The sequence below is a fragment of the Saccharospirillum sp. HFRX-2 genome (assembly GCF_043196805.1).
GTDB lineage: Bacteria > Pseudomonadota > Gammaproteobacteria > Pseudomonadales > Natronospirillaceae > Saccharospirillum.
Map to the genome: position 1 here is coordinate 38,161 of NZ_JBEBMU010000004.1, position 16,176 is coordinate 54,336.

The 16,176-nt window shown below is 49.3% G+C and carries 16 protein-coding genes; 13 read left to right on the forward strand and 3 right to left on the reverse strand.

Annotated features, from left to right (window positions below; translation table 11 throughout):
* Positions 1-50 precede the first annotated feature (50 nt).
* From ABMA60_RS10140 to ABMA60_RS10180, 9 genes are all read left to right on the forward strand, one after another.
* Complete coding sequence (locus ABMA60_RS10140; protein WP_392802386.1) at positions 51-2,903, forward strand: valine--tRNA ligase; 2,853 nt, start codon at positions 51-53, stop codon at positions 2,901-2,903.
* A 544-nt stretch (positions 2,904-3,447) separates the two neighbouring features.
* A complete protein-coding gene (locus tag ABMA60_RS10145; protein WP_392802389.1) occupies positions 3,448-3,756 on the forward strand; it encodes a hypothetical protein in 309 nt (102 codons plus the stop codon).
* Positions 3,757-3,804: 48 nt separating this feature from the next.
* Positions 3,805-4,218, forward strand: coding sequence for a hypothetical protein (locus ABMA60_RS10150; protein WP_392802392.1), 414 nt, complete (start codon positions 3,805-3,807; stop codon positions 4,216-4,218).
* 1,145 nt (positions 4,219-5,363) lie between these two features.
* On the forward strand, positions 5,364-5,636 hold the full coding sequence (locus tag ABMA60_RS10155) for a hypothetical protein (RefSeq protein WP_392802395.1): 273 nt from the start codon (positions 5,364-5,366) through the stop codon (positions 5,634-5,636).
* A gap of 593 nt (positions 5,637-6,229) precedes the next feature.
* The gene (locus ABMA60_RS10160; protein WP_392802398.1) at positions 6,230-6,655 is read left to right on the forward strand and encodes a hypothetical protein; all 426 of its coding nucleotides are present in this window, start codon (positions 6,230-6,232) and stop codon (positions 6,653-6,655) included.
* 1,034 nt (positions 6,656-7,689) lie between these two features.
* Positions 7,690-8,082 (forward strand): hypothetical protein, encoded by a 393-nt coding sequence (locus ABMA60_RS10165; RefSeq protein ID WP_392802401.1) that lies wholly within the window; start codon positions 7,690-7,692, stop codon positions 8,080-8,082.
* 149 nt (positions 8,083-8,231) lie between these two features.
* Complete coding sequence (locus tag ABMA60_RS10170) at positions 8,232-8,927, forward strand: SDR family oxidoreductase (RefSeq protein WP_392802404.1); 696 nt, start codon at positions 8,232-8,234, stop codon at positions 8,925-8,927.
* Between the two features lie 184 nt (positions 8,928-9,111).
* Complete coding sequence (locus ABMA60_RS10175; protein ID WP_392802406.1) at positions 9,112-9,648, forward strand: alpha/beta hydrolase; 537 nt, start codon at positions 9,112-9,114, stop codon at positions 9,646-9,648.
* 205 nt (positions 9,649-9,853) lie between these two features.
* Positions 9,854-10,267, forward strand: a complete 414-nt coding sequence (locus tag ABMA60_RS10180) for a cupin domain-containing protein (RefSeq protein WP_392802409.1) — start codon at positions 9,854-9,856, stop codon at positions 10,265-10,267.
* 219 nt (positions 10,268-10,486) lie between these two features.
* Here the strand turns inward: ABMA60_RS10180 and fghA are convergent, their stop codons facing one another.
* Positions 10,487-11,317: an S-formylglutathione hydrolase gene (gene fghA / locus ABMA60_RS10185; RefSeq protein ID WP_392802412.1), complete on the reverse strand. Its 831-nt coding sequence runs from the start codon at positions 11,315-11,317 to the stop codon at positions 10,487-10,489.
* A 73-nt stretch (positions 11,318-11,390) separates the two neighbouring features.
* A complete protein-coding gene (locus tag ABMA60_RS10190) occupies positions 11,391-12,506 on the reverse strand; it encodes an S-(hydroxymethyl)glutathione dehydrogenase/class III alcohol dehydrogenase (protein WP_392802416.1) in 1,116 nt (371 codons plus the stop codon).
* 179 nt (positions 12,507-12,685) lie between these two features.
* Here ABMA60_RS10190 and ABMA60_RS10195 point away from each other — a divergent pair, with 179 nt between their 5' ends.
* From ABMA60_RS10195 to ABMA60_RS10205, 3 genes are read left to right on the forward strand one after another with little or no spacing between them, the layout of a single operon-like run.
* Positions 12,686-13,579: a LysR family transcriptional regulator gene (locus tag ABMA60_RS10195; RefSeq protein WP_392802418.1), complete on the forward strand. Its 894-nt coding sequence runs from the start codon at positions 12,686-12,688 to the stop codon at positions 13,577-13,579.
* A 16-nt stretch (positions 13,580-13,595) separates the two neighbouring features.
* Complete coding sequence (locus ABMA60_RS10200) at positions 13,596-13,952, forward strand: nuclear transport factor 2 family protein (RefSeq protein ID WP_392802421.1); 357 nt, start codon at positions 13,596-13,598, stop codon at positions 13,950-13,952.
* A gap of 33 nt (positions 13,953-13,985) precedes the next feature.
* On the forward strand, positions 13,986-14,393 hold the full coding sequence (locus tag ABMA60_RS10205) for a DUF3052 domain-containing protein (RefSeq protein ID WP_392802424.1): 408 nt from the start codon (positions 13,986-13,988) through the stop codon (positions 14,391-14,393).
* A 147-nt stretch (positions 14,394-14,540) separates the two neighbouring features.
* Here ABMA60_RS10205 and ABMA60_RS10210 read toward each other — a convergent pair whose 3' ends face one another.
* The gene (locus tag ABMA60_RS10210) at positions 14,541-15,158 is read right to left on the reverse strand and encodes an FMN-dependent NADH-azoreductase (RefSeq protein WP_392802427.1); all 618 of its coding nucleotides are present in this window, start codon (positions 15,156-15,158) and stop codon (positions 14,541-14,543) included.
* 110 nt (positions 15,159-15,268) lie between these two features.
* Between ABMA60_RS10210 and ABMA60_RS10215 the strand changes: the two genes are divergently transcribed.
* Positions 15,269-16,168 (forward strand): LysR family transcriptional regulator, encoded by a 900-nt coding sequence (locus ABMA60_RS10215; protein WP_392802430.1) that lies wholly within the window; start codon positions 15,269-15,271, stop codon positions 16,166-16,168.
* The last annotated feature ends 8 nt before the right edge of the window (positions 16,169-16,176 follow it).

The window sequence follows — 16,176 nt, forward strand, 5'->3', positions numbered from 1 at the left end:
CAGCAGCGGACATTCCGAGCCAAGACGACAGCGAGTTGACGAGCAGCCCCATGGAGAAGACGTACCAACCTCAGGCGATTGAAGGCAAACACTACCAGCGCTGGGAACAGAACAACTACTTCCAGCCCAGTGGCCAAGGCGATTCTTACTGCATCATGATCCCGCCGCCGAACGTGACCGGCAGCCTGCACATGGGTCACGCCTTCCAGCAAACGCTGATGGACGCGCTCACTCGTTATCACCGCATGGCTGGCCGCAATACGCTGTGGCAACCGGGTTCCGACCACGCCGGCATCGCCACCCAGATGGTGGTGGAACGCCAACTGGCACGCGACGGCATCAGCCGCCACGATCTCGGCCGCGAAACCTTTATTGACCGCGTTTGGCAATGGAAAGAAGAATCCGGTAACTCCATCACCGGCCAGATGCGCCGCCTGGGCGACTCAGTCGATTGGTCGCGCGAACGCTTCACCATGGACGAAGGTTTATCCAACGCCGTGCGCGAAGTCTTCGTCCGTTTATATGAAGACGATTTAATTTATCGCGGCAAACGCCTGGTCAACTGGGACCCGAAATTCCACACCGCCATTTCCGATCTGGAAGTGGAAAGCAAAGAAGAACAGGGCTCGCTCTGGCACTTCCGCTACCCGCTCGCAGACGGTGCCAAAACTGCCGAAGGCAAAGACTACATCGTCGTCGCCACCACTCGCCCGGAAACCATGCTCGGCGATACCCTGGTCGCCGTTAATCCGGAAGACGAACGCTACACCAACTTAGTCGGCAAAGAAGTGGAACTGCCGCTGGTTGGCCGTCGTTTAAAAATCGTGGCGGATGATTACGTCGACCTCGAATTCGGCACCGGCTGCGTAAAAATCACCCCGGCGCACGACTTTAACGACTACGAAGTCGGCAAACGCCACGGCTCCGTTCTGGTCAATATTTTCGACAAAGATGCCGCCGTATTAAGCGAGGCCGAAGCCTACGATTACCAAGGCAAACCAGTCGACTACGACACCAAACTGCCCGCCGGTTACGCCGGTCTGGATCGCTTCGAAGCGCGCAAGAAAATCGTCGCCGAATTTGAAGCCGCCGGCCTGCTCGACTCCATTAAAGACCACACCTTAATGGTGCCACGCGGCGACCGTTCCGACGCCGTCATCGAACCCTGGCTCACCGACCAATGGTACGTCTCTGCCAAACCGCTGGCCGAACCGACCATCAAGGCCGTGGAAAATGGCGACATTCAATTTGTACCCAAGCAATGGGAAAACACCTTCTTCGCCTGGATGCGCGACATTCAGGATTGGTGCATTTCGCGTCAGCTTTGGTGGGGCCACCAAATTCCTGCCTGGTACGACGCCGAGGGCAATTTCTACGTTGGCCGCAGCGAAGCGGAAGTGCGCGACAAGTACAACCTCGGTGCCGACATCGCATTAACGCAAGACGAAGACGTACTCGACACCTGGTTCAGCTCCGCCCTGTGGACCTTCTCCACCCTCGGCTGGCCCGACGACACTGAAATGTTGAAAACCTTCCACCCGACCGACGTGCTGGTGACCGGTTTCGACATCATCTTCTTCTGGGTCGCACGCATGATGATGATGACCATGCACTTCATCAAAGACGACGACGGCAAACCGCAAGTGCCGTTCAAGCAGGTCTACATCACGCCGCTGATTCGCGACGAAAACGGCCAGAAAATGTCCAAGTCGAAAGGCAACGTCATCGACCCGATCGACTTGATTGACGGCATCAGCGTCGACGACCTGGTCGCCAAACGCACCTACGGTTTGATGCAACCCAAGCTCGAACAAAAAATCGAAAAAGCCACACGCAAAGCCTTTCCCGAAGGCATGGAACCTTCCGGCACAGACGCCCTGCGTTTCACCCTGACCGCCATGGCGAGCCAGGGCCGCGACGTTAACTTCGACGTCAAACGTCTGGAAGGCTACCGCAACTTCTGCAACAAAATCTGGAACGCAGCGCGCTACGTGCAGATGAACACCGAAGGCGAAGACTGCGGCCAAAACGGCGGCGACGTCGAACTGACGCTGGCCGACCGCTGGATCATCTCCGGCCTGCAACGCCTGGAAGCGGACCTGGAACGCTACTACAGCAACTACCGCTTCGACCTGATGAGCCAGGCGCTGTACGAATTCATCTGGAACGAATACTGCGACTGGTATCTGGAACTTTCCAAGCCAGTATTGTGGGACGACAACGCCAGCGCCGAGCGCAAACGCGGCACCCGCCGCACCCTGGTGCGCGTCCTGGAAACCCTGCTGCGCTTGGCACACCCGGTGATGCCGTTTATCACCGAAGAAATCTGGCTGTCGATCAAAGACCTCGCCGGCAAAACCGGCGACACCATCATGCTGCAACCCTACCCGCGCGCAGATGAAGCCAAGATCGACGCCACCGCAGAAGCCGACGCCGAATGGCTCAAAGGCGTCATCGTCGGCATCCGCAACATCCGCGGCGAAATGAACATCGCCCCAGGCAAAGAACTGCCCGTCCTGTTCCAGAACGGCAGCAGCGAAGACCAACGCCGCCTGCAGGAAAACGAAACCTTCCTGAAAACCCTGGCGAAACTGGAAAGCATCACCTGGCTAAACGAAGGCGACGACGCCCCACCCGCCTCCACTCAGCTCGTTGGCCAACTGAAAGTATTGGTACCGCTAGCCGGCCTAATCGACGTAGCCGCCGAACAAGCCCGCCTCAGCAAAGCCATCGACAAAGCCAAGCAAGACCTGGCCCGCGTAGAAGGCAAACTGAACAACGAAAGCTTCGTCAGCAAAGCACCGGAAGCGGTGATTGCTAAGGAGCGGGAGAAGGCTGAGGGGCTGGCGACCAGCGTTCGAGACCTGGAAGGTCAGTTGAAGCAGTTGGATGAGTTGGGGTGAGTTAACGACCACTGCTCTATAGTTCTAGAGAAAGCCCCCTGTTTTCGCCGACAGGGGGCTTTTTATTGGGCGCGGGAAAGGCTAAGGGCTACAGTTGTGACAAAAGCGGACAGAAATGCGCCTGTTGGGAAGGCAGCAAAATGTCAGTTGTGATACTTGTACAGCTTCACAACTTAACCACTTTGGCAGCCGTGTAACTGGCCGGGCGGTAGCGTGTTTATGGTTAGACTATATCCACCGGACATCACCATCCCATGCTAATGCTTGCATACGAAATAAGCAGAGGTCCGAGCGTTTTTTCCGGAATTGATGACAGTGGTAATAAGACTTAAACCACACGGATATGTACTACGCCTACAGGGCCGGAGTAGAACAGCGTAGTAACGTCAAACCAAAGTCCCGCCGAAATAAGAGGCGTAAGTGACTATGAATAAACTGTTAACTGAATAGGGAAGTTATGTACCAGGAAGGCGAAATAGCGATTGCTCAGTGTGAGTCTTGTCATACGACCTTTCCTGTTTTCATCTTCGTAGCGGACACGGATATGGTAACTTTTGGTTGTATTGCGCTCACAGCGCCTGGAAATCGCGTGGTCCTTACTGAGCAAATGGGGGATGAATCTATCTCGGAGGTGGAGGAGAGAGTTGGCGGCGGATTCAAGTCGATTCCTGTTCGATATAAAAGACATTCCGTTAATCCAGGCCTTTCCTTCCAAGAGTTTCGCAAGCACTACAAAGCGCCGGAAGCGATATTCTCATGTATATCCTGTGGCGGCGGCTCGAAGGTCGTAGAAAAGAAAACGAAAGAAGAGTTTTTGGTCAATGGCTCAATTGAAGTCAGAGAAATCAGTTAGCAAGACGCTGCTGCCGACAAGCCGCAGAGCGCGGCGTTATAAGGCAAGATGAATACTGTGCAAGAGTTTAAACTTAAACTGCAAAACGGCATTACTATCTGTTCGGACTTATCTGAATCAGAAGTTGCTACCGTGCATGATGTAAATCAACGCGATATGAAAAATGGGTATATTTGGTATAAATTCCCACCCATTGAATTAAATGGAGAGATAGTTGTTTTTAATCTTTGTTTCTTTCAGTCACAAATGCAAAGTTTAAGTATTTCCCTCTCAAATCCAGAAAAATATGGCGGCAGTTGGAGCGACTTTAGCGAATCCAAGGAAAAGTTAAGAGCAAAAGATACCGAGAAATGGCTCTCTAATATTGGCCATAAAGTCGGCAAGTATTCTTGGGGTAATATCTGGGCAGGCTATGATTCAAAAGGTGGTTTCGGTCATGCAGTCGTCAGCTATGCTTTATAACAATCACATCAAACATCGCTCCACTTCGTTACGCTGGACGTCGCTGAGGCTCCGCCGTTTATGTGGGTGTTAGGTCAAAAAATGAGTGTTCTAGAACCGGCTTTCAATTCCTTCATTGGATCAAGGCTATCAACAATTGAGCATGGTGGATTCGTATATACTTTTTCTTTTGAAAATGGATCGCGTGTCTCTGTACAAACCCTTTGGCGCCTATTTTGTAATAACAAGATCAAAGCATGTTCTGAGAATCACCACAAGTTAACAGGACACCTACTGTAGTGCGACGCATATCCCGATAACGCACAGCATATCCGTCTATGGAGACACTGATATACGAAATAAGGGTCTGATGAGACGGTTTTTACGGAATGGATGTAAGCGGTTATAGACCATCAACCATGCTGGGATGCACCATGCCTACTGGGCCGGAACAGAACACCACGGTAACGTTAAACCAAGGTCCCTCCGAAATAAGTGGCGCAAATGAAAATGAATAAACTGTTAGTACATTGAATTGGGGTTGCCGGTAACAATGAGAAAGCTCATCAAAATCATCGCTGTGTCAGCCTTGGTAATCGCAATAGGTTTCGCGGCTCTGATTGGTTATGACCAGTACTCACGGTTCAAGTACGACCAAAAGCTTCTCACCTATAATTCCTCTCATGAATGGGAATAGCATGATAAATATAACCGGGTTCAAATTCTGTATATCCCCGAAGCGGCTCGGAGCATCCTCCGGAAAGTTAATCTGAACTACGAGTATGTCATATACGGATATAAGAACGATGATTACAGTCTGAGCGTCATGGTTGCGTTCAAAGTTGATTGCCAGCCCGGTAATGAGATCGTGACATCACAGCAATTTGCGAATGGAGAACCAAAAAAGCTTGTTTGTTCAGAAGGTGGTGATTCATTGCGTTATTCAGTCAATTGGAGTGGTGAGGATACCGATTTCACGTGGGAGGAGAATCTCGACGGATTCCGGGTAAGAGAAAATTTCTCGAACTGGAATTTCGATAAACTGGACCAAGAGGTTACTCTCTCAAAAGCCAATTAGTACTAACAGTGTGGTCAACGGGACGCCAACTACGCTGCGCTCCGTTGCCGCCCATTACCACTGGCGTTATGCATCATGGGAGAGACAAGTGCTGATCGATATCGGTTTATTTCAGGGGGATGAATTGCTCCAGCAAGGTAAGATCAAAGTTACCGAGCAAGAGCAAACCTATAGAAATGATGTCATATCTCTGAAGCATCAATTAATCGAAGACATCGCCCGCATTGAGTTGCGGGTTTTCGACAATGGTGAACAGCAAATCAAATCGAATCTTGATATGCCTGTGCATCAATCGGATGACTGGGAGTCAATTGAAATGGCTCAATATACGTTGGCGTTTAGGTGCAGTTTAAATGCATAACAAGGAGCTGTTGTCACAGCCTTCGGCTGCTGGGACGGCCCACAGTGTGGTCCGCCCCAAAGCTTGGCGTTATGTGTGCGATCAGTTTCGGGTAATAGAATGAAGAAAGCGTACCTTACGATGATTCTCGCCTGTGGCATCTGCGCACTGACAACCGGGTGCACGGCAGAAGGAAATTCACGGTTTCTCTCAGATGGTCCAACGCAGAGATTCTTGACCATGAAAGCTTGCGAGGAAGAGGCAATGTCCATCTATTCTGACGGAAGCCAAAAATATTCGGGTTTTGAGTGTAGAAAAATGCTTTTTGGTGTTTTCCAAATTGAAAGTAAGACTTATTAAATCAACAGCACATAACATGTTTGTTATGTGCGCACGCAAAAAATGCGTGCCGGACAACCTACGCTATCGCTTCGGTTATGAGTTAACAGGACACCCACCTTAAGAGTCGACTATTGTGGGTGTCTTGTCAGCTGAGTTACTAGAGCTTCGGTATGAGTTGCTATTCTGATCGGCTCAGCTTTGATAGCAGCGGCCGTTTGCTATCGAACATAGAATGCTTAAATTAAAGGGCCACCAAAGGAACTAGGTAAAATATGACAGTTGCACCTCCGTTTTTCTTAGTCGTCGTTGCTATTCTCGTCACTTTTTTATTAGCAACGCTACTGCTCGGTTTGTTGTTATCCTGGCTAGGGAAAAGACATTACACGTTCAGAGTCACCCGCCCCGTCAGAACTTCTTATCTAGTGCTGATTGTCGCCTACCTGGCATACATTGCCTTTGCCATTCTTAGAGAAATAGTCCTCGGTTATTTACCCAACAGCTTTATTAAAAATGTCACACCACCTTATCTTTTGGTTTTTGCCATCATTGCCACCACTTTCTTCTACCACCATTTGGAAGACGACATATACAAATTCAGGAGGCTGATGACCGCTGCTGGAATTACACTAGGTTATGTGTTTTTCTACCTTGTATTGATCTATACGCCATTTCTATTGATGACCCTTAGTCAAAAGTAGCGGCTAATAGGAAACCCACCCTAGAGGCTAACAGGGCACCAATCGCAAAACTAACAGGACACCCATCTTAAGGGTCAGCTATTTTGAGTATCCCGTTGGCTAAACAAGACATCTGCCATAATGCAAAGGCGGCGGCTGAGAAGAGGGTTGAGGTGGGTGTCCTCTTAATTCCTCGCGCGCTTTACGCGGGCGTTAAGTGCCAGGTGCGGCTAGTTAGGTAATCGATTATGGAATTTAAATCGCTTCAATGTAAAACGCCAGAATACGCCGACATCAATAGAGATGGAGGTTAGTATTCCTTCGGTTATAAAGCAAAAAATGGGAAGAGATACGAACTCTTCCTAAAAATGGTTATAGATTCGCCCGCTGATTGTAAGCGATATTATGAACCTTTGGTGCTCCTCGGGGATTGCAACTCAGGAAATGTAGCTTGTCACCCGACATGGGAGCAAGCTAAAGAGTTTCTAAAAAATATAAATTTTAAAGATGAGCGCTTTGAAGAACTAAAATGGGTTGTAAGTAACGGTGGTTGGTTTGTACCAAAAAGCACTTAACAAATTTGTCCAGCCGACGTTTTGGCTTTCGCTCCTTTTTGTGCATGGCCTTCGGCCATCTTTGCACAAAAATACACTACAACCAAAACGCGGCTGACAAAGGCGTTAGGCGGCAGATCATGACCTCAGCAATTTACATAGCTAGAACTCTCGGCATTCTCTTGGCACTCTTTCTGGCCATGAGCGCGATAGTCAACCTGTCTGGTGAGTTGAACTCTGTAGAAGCTCCGCCTTTTGCCGACCGCATGCTATCGGTGTTGCCTGCTACCGCACTGTGCGTGTTGCTCCCAGTACCGCAACGCATCTTCTTGCGTGGTATCCGATACACCGCGCTGCTCGTAGAAGACTAATAGGACACCCACTTCAAGCGCCATTTATTATGGATGTCCTTTTAACAACTGTTTGGTGGTTCATATGAAAAATATTGTTAATATTCGAGCAGTAAGCAATTAAAGCTCAATGCCATGGAGTAAAAAACTATTGAACAATATTATTAAGTTACTAATTTTGTTGGTCATTACTGGATTGGTATCTGGATGCGTCAGAACTGCGACTATCGAAATATATAATAACAGTGGGGTTGCGCTCGACTACAACTTTGGTGGGACAACAGGTGTTATATTGTATAAGGATAGCGCCGTATTAGATTACACTTCGAATGGGTATGAAATTTATTCAGACATTGGCACTTGGATATACCCAAGAGATATCCCTCACTCTGGAGAGAATGGAGATTACTTTGATGGGAATCTAAAGGTACAGATTGAATCGGATGGAAGAGTCTTCGCATTGAAGATTGATGATAAGCCTCCTGTTTCTATTATAGAATACGATCAGCCAAGTGGTTATCCGCTGGTACCTGAGAATAATTAACTGTCTAACAGGACACCCACCGTAGCGCTGAGACATACGATAGATACAGCACCGAAGCGATACAACGTGGTAACATCATTCCAAGGTCGTGCCCAAATAAAAAACGTAAGTGACAATGAATAAACTGTTCACTTCAAAGGTGAAGAAAGTTGTCAAGAGTTTTAATCACAGGAGCTGGGAAAGGGCTTGGAAAGGAGCTTGCTAGATCCTTCGATAGCTACCAATGGGATTTATTCCTTATTGTTAGAAGCCCTGAAGCTAAGGAAGACTTATTAAAAGAGTTCCCAGAGGCACATATTCTTGAGTCCGATGTACGGTCACCCGACCACGATGTTCGAGTCAAAGATTGGTTGAGTGATCTATCGATAGACGTATTAATCAATAATGCTGGTGTAGGTAGTAAGGGATCAAGTCTAGATACTGCTACTATAGAGCAAATTTCAACTGCTTTTGAAACCAATTGCCTAGGTGTTTTTTCTACGGTCAAAGGTGCTTACACTGCTCTTTGCAAATCTGAGAATGCACTGATCATTAATATAAGTTCTCGGCGGGGTTCGATGTCAATGCAGGCATCAGGCGCAGCAAAAGGTACTGGTTGTTCTTACTCTTATCGCATAAGTAAGGCTGCTCAAAACATGCTTACTCTTTGCTTAGCAGATGACCTGGAAGAAGATGGCATCAAAGTCGCAGCTATCCATCCTGGTAGACTACTGACCAAAATGGCATCAAAAGATGCTCATATGACACCCGAAAAGTCGGCTGAACTGATAAGTGAATTAGTCGTCAATGGAAAAGTAGAAAACCGAGACTACCTGTGCATGGAATCAGGTTCTTTGCGGTGGTAGAAATGAATAAATTCAGGTGCAGGTAGTTGACGCAAAAGACCGCGCTAATGCTGTAAGCGTTAACCGCAGAGGTTAAAATAGGACACCCACCTCAATAATGGTGATATTCCTGATTAGCGTGATAATTTATGGCAAGTAGCTTAATAACTGCCATCAGACTGGCAATTTATGAAAGGTATATTCGATGGGGCAACATGCAATAATTTTTCATGGGACTGGCAGTGACCCTCAAGCCATTTGGTATCCCTGGCTAGCAGAGCAGCTCAAAGGCAAAGGTTTTGACGTCGAAACGCCTCATTGGCCCGAAATAAACCAAGAGCCAATTGAAACGTTTCTGCCAAAAATTTTAAGCAGCCACGTTCTTACCAGAGATACTATTTTGATCGGTCATTCGGCTGGTGCTGCTTTACTGCTTGCCATTCTCGAGAAATCCCAAGTTCCAGTAAAAGCAACTTACCTGATTGCGGGATATCATACCCAGCCAAACGAGGAAGATGAGCCAGTTTTACAGAAAACCTATAACTGGGAATCGATTAAGGCCAACTGTGGAGATGCATACATAATAAATTCATTGGTCGACCCCTATGGTTGCGATGCAGATCAAGGGCGCTTCATATTTGAGAAAATCGGTGGAACGCAAATCATCATGAATGAAGGCCACTTTGGAGACTGGAATCAGGAGTACCCTGTTTTCCCATTCTTGGACCGACTAATATCTTGAACTTAATTACATTAGGGTATTAGATCGTTTTTCTTGGAAGGCAGTTATCAGGTACTCATCGTATCGAATAGATGTCGACGCCTAAACACAGAAATGCAATGCAAAAACCTATGCCAGTTCAAGTAAAATGCACACACCCGAATAAAGACTTAAAGTGAGTGTCCTATTCAGCCTTGGTAGATGACTCAACGAAAAGGAAGACACCATGAGCCGAAAACCCATATTACTGTCACCCGGTGAAGGCCGCCGATATTCCATGGGCGGCATCGCTGCGCTGTTCAAAGCAGACGGTACAGAATCTAATGGACAGTACTCGATTTCTGAGTGGTGGTTAGAACCTTTCACCCAAGGCCCTGGCGCTCACAGCCATGATGAAGACGACGTCTTTTTTGTGATTGAAGGCACCATGAGTTTTCTGATCGGTGACCAATGGACAGATGCGCCAACCGGTTCCTTTGTACTTGCGCCCGCTGGCTTGACGCACGACTTTGAAAACCGCAGCGCTCAGCGCGCGGGCGTGCTGAACTTCTCAGTACCGGGTAACTTCGAGCAAAATATGCCAAGTATTGTTTCCTGGTTTGAAGAGCATCCACCTGGGAAGGCTGGCTGGGAAGAGTAATAAATCGGTTTGTTCGGTGTTTAACGAGCCAGTGAGATCTCGCGCCTGCAAGCCTTACCTGGATGGCGGGTGATCCAGATTTAGGTTAGCCACTATGGCCACTGTGAAAGTTCGGCGACATTAATTAGTTAACGCTCGATACAACTCAATAACTTCTCTGCAAATAAAATGCGTATGGAAACCCTTCCATCGGTTAATACCGACAGAAGGGTTTCTGCATTAACCCAAAGCCTTAAAATGATGTTCCAGATGATCATCAATAAAGCTGGCGATAAAGTAGTAACTGTGGTCATAACCCGGCTGACGGCGCAAGGTAATCGGGTGCCCTGCTTGCTCACAGGCCGCTTCCAGCGCTTCTGGCTTTAACTGCTCTGCTAAGAAGTTATCCGCTTCGCCCTGGTCAATGAACAGGGGCAAACGTTCACTGGCATTGGCAACCAATAAGGTCGCGTCCCATTCTTCCCATTGAGCGCGGTCGTCACCCAGATAACCAGTAAAGGCTTTTTCGCCCCAGGGGCAGTTGATTGGGTTGGCGATGGGCGCGAAGGCGGAGACCGATTGGTAGATGCCCGGGTTCTTCAACGCACAGATCAAAGCACCATGGCCACCCATGGAATGGCCGGAGATAGAACGCTTGTCGGTAACCGGGAAGTTGGCTTCGACCAACGGCGGTAATTCCTTCACCACGTAGTCGTACATCCGATAGGTTTTCGAATAAGGCTCAACAGTAGCGTTGAGATAAAAACCCGCAGCAGAACCGAAGTCGTAGCTTTCATGTTCGCCCGGGTAATCGGTGCCACGTGGACTGGTGTCCGGGCAAACAATGGCTAAGCCCAGCTCGGCTGCTTTGCGAAAAGCGCCCGCCTTTTGCGTGAAGTTTTCATCGTTGCAGGTCAGGCCAGACAGCCAATACAGCACCGGTACATTTTTCTGCTCGGCCTGTGGCGGCAGGTAGATAGCAAAAGTCATCTCGCCGTTTACGGCCGAGCTTTCATGGCGGTAGCGTTTTAACCAGCCGCCGAAACTTTTGGTGCTCGATAGCAGTTCCATAGATGTCTCCAAGTCGGGAGCAAAGAGCCCGCTGAGCGGGCTTGGATGATCACTTGTTAAAACAACAGTTAGGTTATTGATCGAACAGAACGACAGTACGAATGCTCTCGCCTTTATGCATTAAATCGAAGGCGTCGTTGATCTGTTCCAGCGGCATGGTATGCGTCACGAAAGGGTCGATCTCGATTTTGCCGTTCATGTAATCTTCGACATAGCCCGGCAACTGACTGCGGCCTTTCACGCCACCGAAGGCTGAGCCTTTCCAGACTCGACCAGTCACCAACTGAAACGGACGCGTGGAAATTTCCTGACCGGCACCGGCCACGCCAATGATGATGGATTCACCCCAACCCTTGTGGCAGCACTCCAGCGCCGAACGCATCACCTGCACATTACCGATGCATTCGAATGAATAATCGACACCGCCATCGGTCATATCGACGATGACTTGTTGAATGGGTGCATCGAAATTTTTCGGGTTCACGCAATCGGTCGCACCAAACTGCTTGGCCATTTCGAATTTGGATTCGTTGATGTCGATGGCAATAATTCGCGATGCGCCCGCCATGCGTGCACCTTGAATGCACGACAACCCGATACCACCCAGACCAAAGACCGCGACCGTATCGCCCTGCTCAACCTTGGCGGTATTCAGCACCGCTCCAATACCGGTGGTGATGCCACAGCCCAGCAGGCAGACTTTTTCCAGTGGCGCATCGACGTGAATTTTTGCCAGCGAAATTTCCGGCACCACGCTGTATTCCGAGAAAGTTGAGCAACCCATGTAGTGGTAAATGGGCTCGCCGTTGATGCTGAAACGGGTTGTGCCGTCGGGCATCAAGCCTTTGCCCTGGGTTTCACGAACCGCGCTGCACAGGTTGGTCTTGCCCGATTTGCAGAACTTACATTCACCGCATTCTGCGGTGTACAACGGAATCACATGGTCGCCAACTTTCAGAGTAGTCACGCCCTCGCCCACGGCTTCGACGATGCCGGCGCCTTCGTGACCCAGGATGGCCGGGAACACACCTTCCGGGTCATCACCCGACAGAGTAAAGGCATCGGTGTGGCAAACGCCGCTGGCCACGATACGCACCAGAACTTCCCCGGCTTGCGGATCCTGAACGTCGACTTCTTCAATCTTAAGGGGTTGGCCCGGGCCCCAGGCTACGGCTGCTTTGCATTTCATGATGGTCTCTACCCTGTGATGTTAAACCTAACTGCGATGGCGGCAGTGTAGTCCCGGCCGCCGAACCGGATAACGCTTAATTCGGCAAATGATTGTTGTCATACAGCAACAATCATTTCGAAAACTGACCTTTGAGTTATAATCAGCCCGCTCAAAACGACCGTTATTGCAGAGGGTTTATGAAGAACTGGGAAGCCATGGAGGCCTTTGTCGAGGTGGTTCAACAAGGCAGCTTCTCGGCAGCGGCGCTGAAACTGGGGGTGTCGGCCTCTCATATCAGCCGGCTGATTAGCCAGCTAGAAAACTCTCTGGGCAGCACTCTGCTGTTCCGCACCACGCGCCGCATTCGCTTGAGCGAAGCGGGCGAGTTGTACTATCAACATTGCCGGGATTTGCCATCCGCCTTAGGCAGTGCCGAGGAAGTCATTTCCAGCCTAAACCAGGCCCCCATTGGTGCCTTTAAAATGACCTGCGCCACCACCTTTGGCGAGCGCTACATTGCGCCGGTTATGAATGATTTTTTAATCCAGCACCCCAAGATTGAACTCGATTTTCACCTCACCAATCGCGCTGTGGACTTAATCGAAGAAGGCTATGACCTGGCTATCCGCATGGGCGCAATGAAAGACTCCAGCCATTTATCACGACGCCTCTGTGATCGGGTGGAACATCTATGCGCCTCACGCCAGTACGTTAACCAACACGGCATGCCGCACACCTTGGCCGAACTCAACAAGCACAACTGCTTGATCGGCTCGAAAAACCATTGGCTGTTTCAGCAAGACGGCCAGCGCAAAGAAGTGAAGGTCACCAGCCGCTGGCGCGGCAATTCCGGCCCGGCCTTGCTAGATGCCGTGCGTAAGGGCTTGGGGATTGCACAATTACCTGATTATTATGTAGCCAACGACCTGGCCAGCGGCGAGCTGGTGCCGCTGTTAACGCAATACCAGTATCCCTACAGCGGTGTTTGGCTGGTGTACCCTAAGGTCCGTCAGCCGTCACCTAAGCTGCAAAGCGTTTGCGATTATCTGATTCAGCACTTTAAAGAGCATCCGAACTTTGCCCAGTCATAGAACTCCGGAGCCGAGCATGAAAATCGATAAAGCGTTTGCTGAACAATTTGCCAAACACTGGGTTAAAGCCTGGAACGCTCATGATCTGGATGCCATCCTCTCCCACTACACCGAAGACTTTGAAATGCACTCGCCGCTGATCGCAGAAAGGATGGGCGTCGAGGATGGAAAACTAACGGGCAAGTCTGCGGTCGGCGAATACTGGGCTAAAGGTCTCGCCATTAAGCCTCCATTACACTTTGAACTCATCCATGTGTTTTGCGGAGTTGGCAGTCTGATCATCTACTACCAAGGACGCAAAGGCCTGGTTGCAGAGATCTTTCATTTCAATCAACACGGAAAGGTTTATAAAGCTTCGGCACATTACCAGTAATAAGCTGAAGCTCACTTCGAAAAGGACAACACTATGTCAGGCTATTCCGGTACACCACTGGCAAAGAAACTGGGAATCAAGGAAGGCTACTCCGTCTATTTTAAAAACCCGCCGAGCGACTACGATGCCCTGCTTCAGCCGCTACCAACTCATTTAAAGGTCGTTAGCCGGTTAACGCCCGAACTGGATTTTATTCATTTCTTCACCAAGCAGCGTAGTGAGTTAGAAAGGGAACTGGAACGGCAGCTCACCATGATCAAACAAGATGGCATGATCTGGGTTAGCTGGCCGAAGAAGGCGTCGAAGGTGGCAACCGACATCACCGAAGACGTGGTCCGCGAAGTGGCCTTACCCATGGGCCTGGTCGACGTTAAAGTCTGCGCCGTGGACGATATTTGGTCAGGCTTGAAGTTGGTGATCCGTAAGGAAAACAGAAAGTAGAAACGACCCCGGCACCAAAAACCCAACGGACCAGTTGGGTTTATCTATTGGCCGGCAATCGACGGGATAGTCAATCAACAGGACACCCATTTTAGCGGGTCGGTATCCTGCTGATCGTTGATTACCCTTATGACTTAGCAAAAAATACTAGTTCAGATGCCGGGCCTCTGCGCTGATTATTTCCTTAGCAAGACGGATATTCCTTTCAACCGTTTCAGCACCCGCATAAACACCAAAAACGGGAATAAATTTAATATCCTTCAAGCCAATAAAACCCAGCACCTCCTTCAGTAGCGGCGTCACAAAATCGCCTTTTTGAGTTTCATCAGAACTGTAATCGCCACCCGCCGAAATAACGACATAGACCTGCTTCCCCGTTACCAGTCCGTGAGGGCCGTCTTGCAAATATTTAAAGGTCAATCCCGGTCGCGTTACCTGGTCGATATAAGCCTTCAAACCAGACGTCACGGTATGATTGTGCATGGCAGCACCGATAATAACGATGTCCGAATTTTTCAATTCTTCGATCAACATTAAACCTTCACTCAAGGCTTGCTGCTGATCAGCATCGTGCTCGCTGGGATCGTTAAAAAAGCCGGATAGCGCTAAGGCCGTTAAATGACTGGGTGGTGTTACGCCCAGCTCTCGGGTGACTACCTTAAAGGCAGCGCTCGCTTGTAACTCCTCTTTAAAGAACGAGGTTAACTGGGTCGAAATGCTCTCTTTGGGGTTAGGGCTCGAATTCAGTATCAACACATTTTTCATCGTTAGACTCCAATTTCTCAGGAGTAACGAGCCTATATTGTTCGCTCACTGTGATTAACCAGCCGCCTGTGCAATGATTGTTCTTATCTGACTACCAATCGAGCTTATCCATGGATACTCAATTACTCAGTGGAATGGTGACCTTCAAGCAGGTGGTTGATAGCGGCAGCTTTACTGACGCCGCTAACCTACTCAACCACAGCAAGTCTTATATCAGTGCTGAGATTAACAAGCTGGAACAGCGGTTGGGCGTCCGGTTACTTAACCGCACCACCCGAAAAATCAGCCTGACGGCTGCCGGCGACATCTACTATCGGCAATGCCAAAACATCATCACCGAAGCGCTGGAAGTTGAGCAGCAACTGAGTGGGCAGCAGCACACGCCCAAGGGCAACCTGAGGATCAGCTGCCCGGTCAGTTTTGCGTTAGCGACGATAAAGCCGATTCTCGGCGAATATATGGATCAATATCCGCAGGTCGTTGTTGAGTTGGAACTGAATGATCAGTTGGTGGACGTTATCGCAGACGGTTACGACCTGGCACTGCGCGCCTCGGCGCAACTGCCCGATTCAAGCTTGGTCAGCCGTAAATTAACCAGTGTCGATATTGTTACCATTGCCTCACCAGACTATTTAACCCAGTGGGGCACACCTCAATCGCCTGACGAACTGGTGCATCATCGCACCATTAATTTTCGCTCTACGGTTAACCAGAACGTCTGGCAGTATCAGGATAAAACCGGTCGCCAGACCACGGTCAAAATAAACAGCCACTTACTCACCAACAGTGCCGAAATGGAATTGGCGATGTGCAAGCAAGGTCAAGGTATCGCCAGAGTGCCCAAGCTGGTATTGACCGACGAACTGGATAAAGGTGACTTAGTCCTGCTGTTTGAAGATTTTCTTCCGGTTACCGTAGATATTTTTCTGATTTACCCAAATCGGAAATACATGTCCTCGAAGCTCAGGAGTTTTATTGATTTTCTAACGGCAAAGATGAGTGACGGTTAACTTCAACA

What these genes read in the sequence shown, in the direction of transcription:
- ABMA60_RS10140 (WP_392802386.1), top strand. Translation starts at nt 51, where the DNA reads ATGGAGAAGACGTACCAACCTCAGGCGATTGAAGGCAAACACTACCAG.
- ABMA60_RS10145 (WP_392802389.1), top strand. Translation starts at nt 3,448, where the DNA reads ATGGTAACTTTTGGTTGTATTGCGCTCACAGCGCCTGGAAATCGCGTG.
- ABMA60_RS10150 (WP_392802392.1), top strand. Translation starts at nt 3,805, where the DNA reads ATGAATACTGTGCAAGAGTTTAAACTTAAACTGCAAAACGGCATTACT.
- ABMA60_RS10160 (WP_392802398.1), top strand. Translation starts at nt 6,230, where the DNA reads ATGACAGTTGCACCTCCGTTTTTCTTAGTCGTCGTTGCTATTCTCGTC.
- ABMA60_RS10175 (WP_392802406.1), top strand. Translation starts at nt 9,112, where the DNA reads ATGGGGCAACATGCAATAATTTTTCATGGGACTGGCAGTGACCCTCAA.
- ABMA60_RS10180 (WP_392802409.1), top strand. Translation starts at nt 9,854, where the DNA reads ATGAGCCGAAAACCCATATTACTGTCACCCGGTGAAGGCCGCCGATAT.
- fghA (WP_392802412.1), bottom strand. Translation starts at nt 11,317, where the DNA reads ATGGAACTGCTATCGAGCACCAAAAGTTTCGGCGGCTGGTTAAAACGC.
- ABMA60_RS10190 (WP_392802416.1), bottom strand. Translation starts at nt 12,506, where the DNA reads ATGAAATGCAAAGCAGCCGTAGCCTGGGGCCCGGGCCAACCCCTTAAG.
- ABMA60_RS10195 (WP_392802418.1), top strand. Translation starts at nt 12,686, where the DNA reads ATGAAGAACTGGGAAGCCATGGAGGCCTTTGTCGAGGTGGTTCAACAA.
- ABMA60_RS10200 (WP_392802421.1), top strand. Translation starts at nt 13,596, where the DNA reads ATGAAAATCGATAAAGCGTTTGCTGAACAATTTGCCAAACACTGGGTT.
- ABMA60_RS10205 (WP_392802424.1), top strand. Translation starts at nt 13,986, where the DNA reads ATGTCAGGCTATTCCGGTACACCACTGGCAAAGAAACTGGGAATCAAG.
- ABMA60_RS10210 (WP_392802427.1), bottom strand. Translation starts at nt 15,158, where the DNA reads ATGAAAAATGTGTTGATACTGAATTCGAGCCCTAACCCCAAAGAGAGC.
- ABMA60_RS10215 (WP_392802430.1), top strand. Translation starts at nt 15,269, where the DNA reads ATGGATACTCAATTACTCAGTGGAATGGTGACCTTCAAGCAGGTGGTT.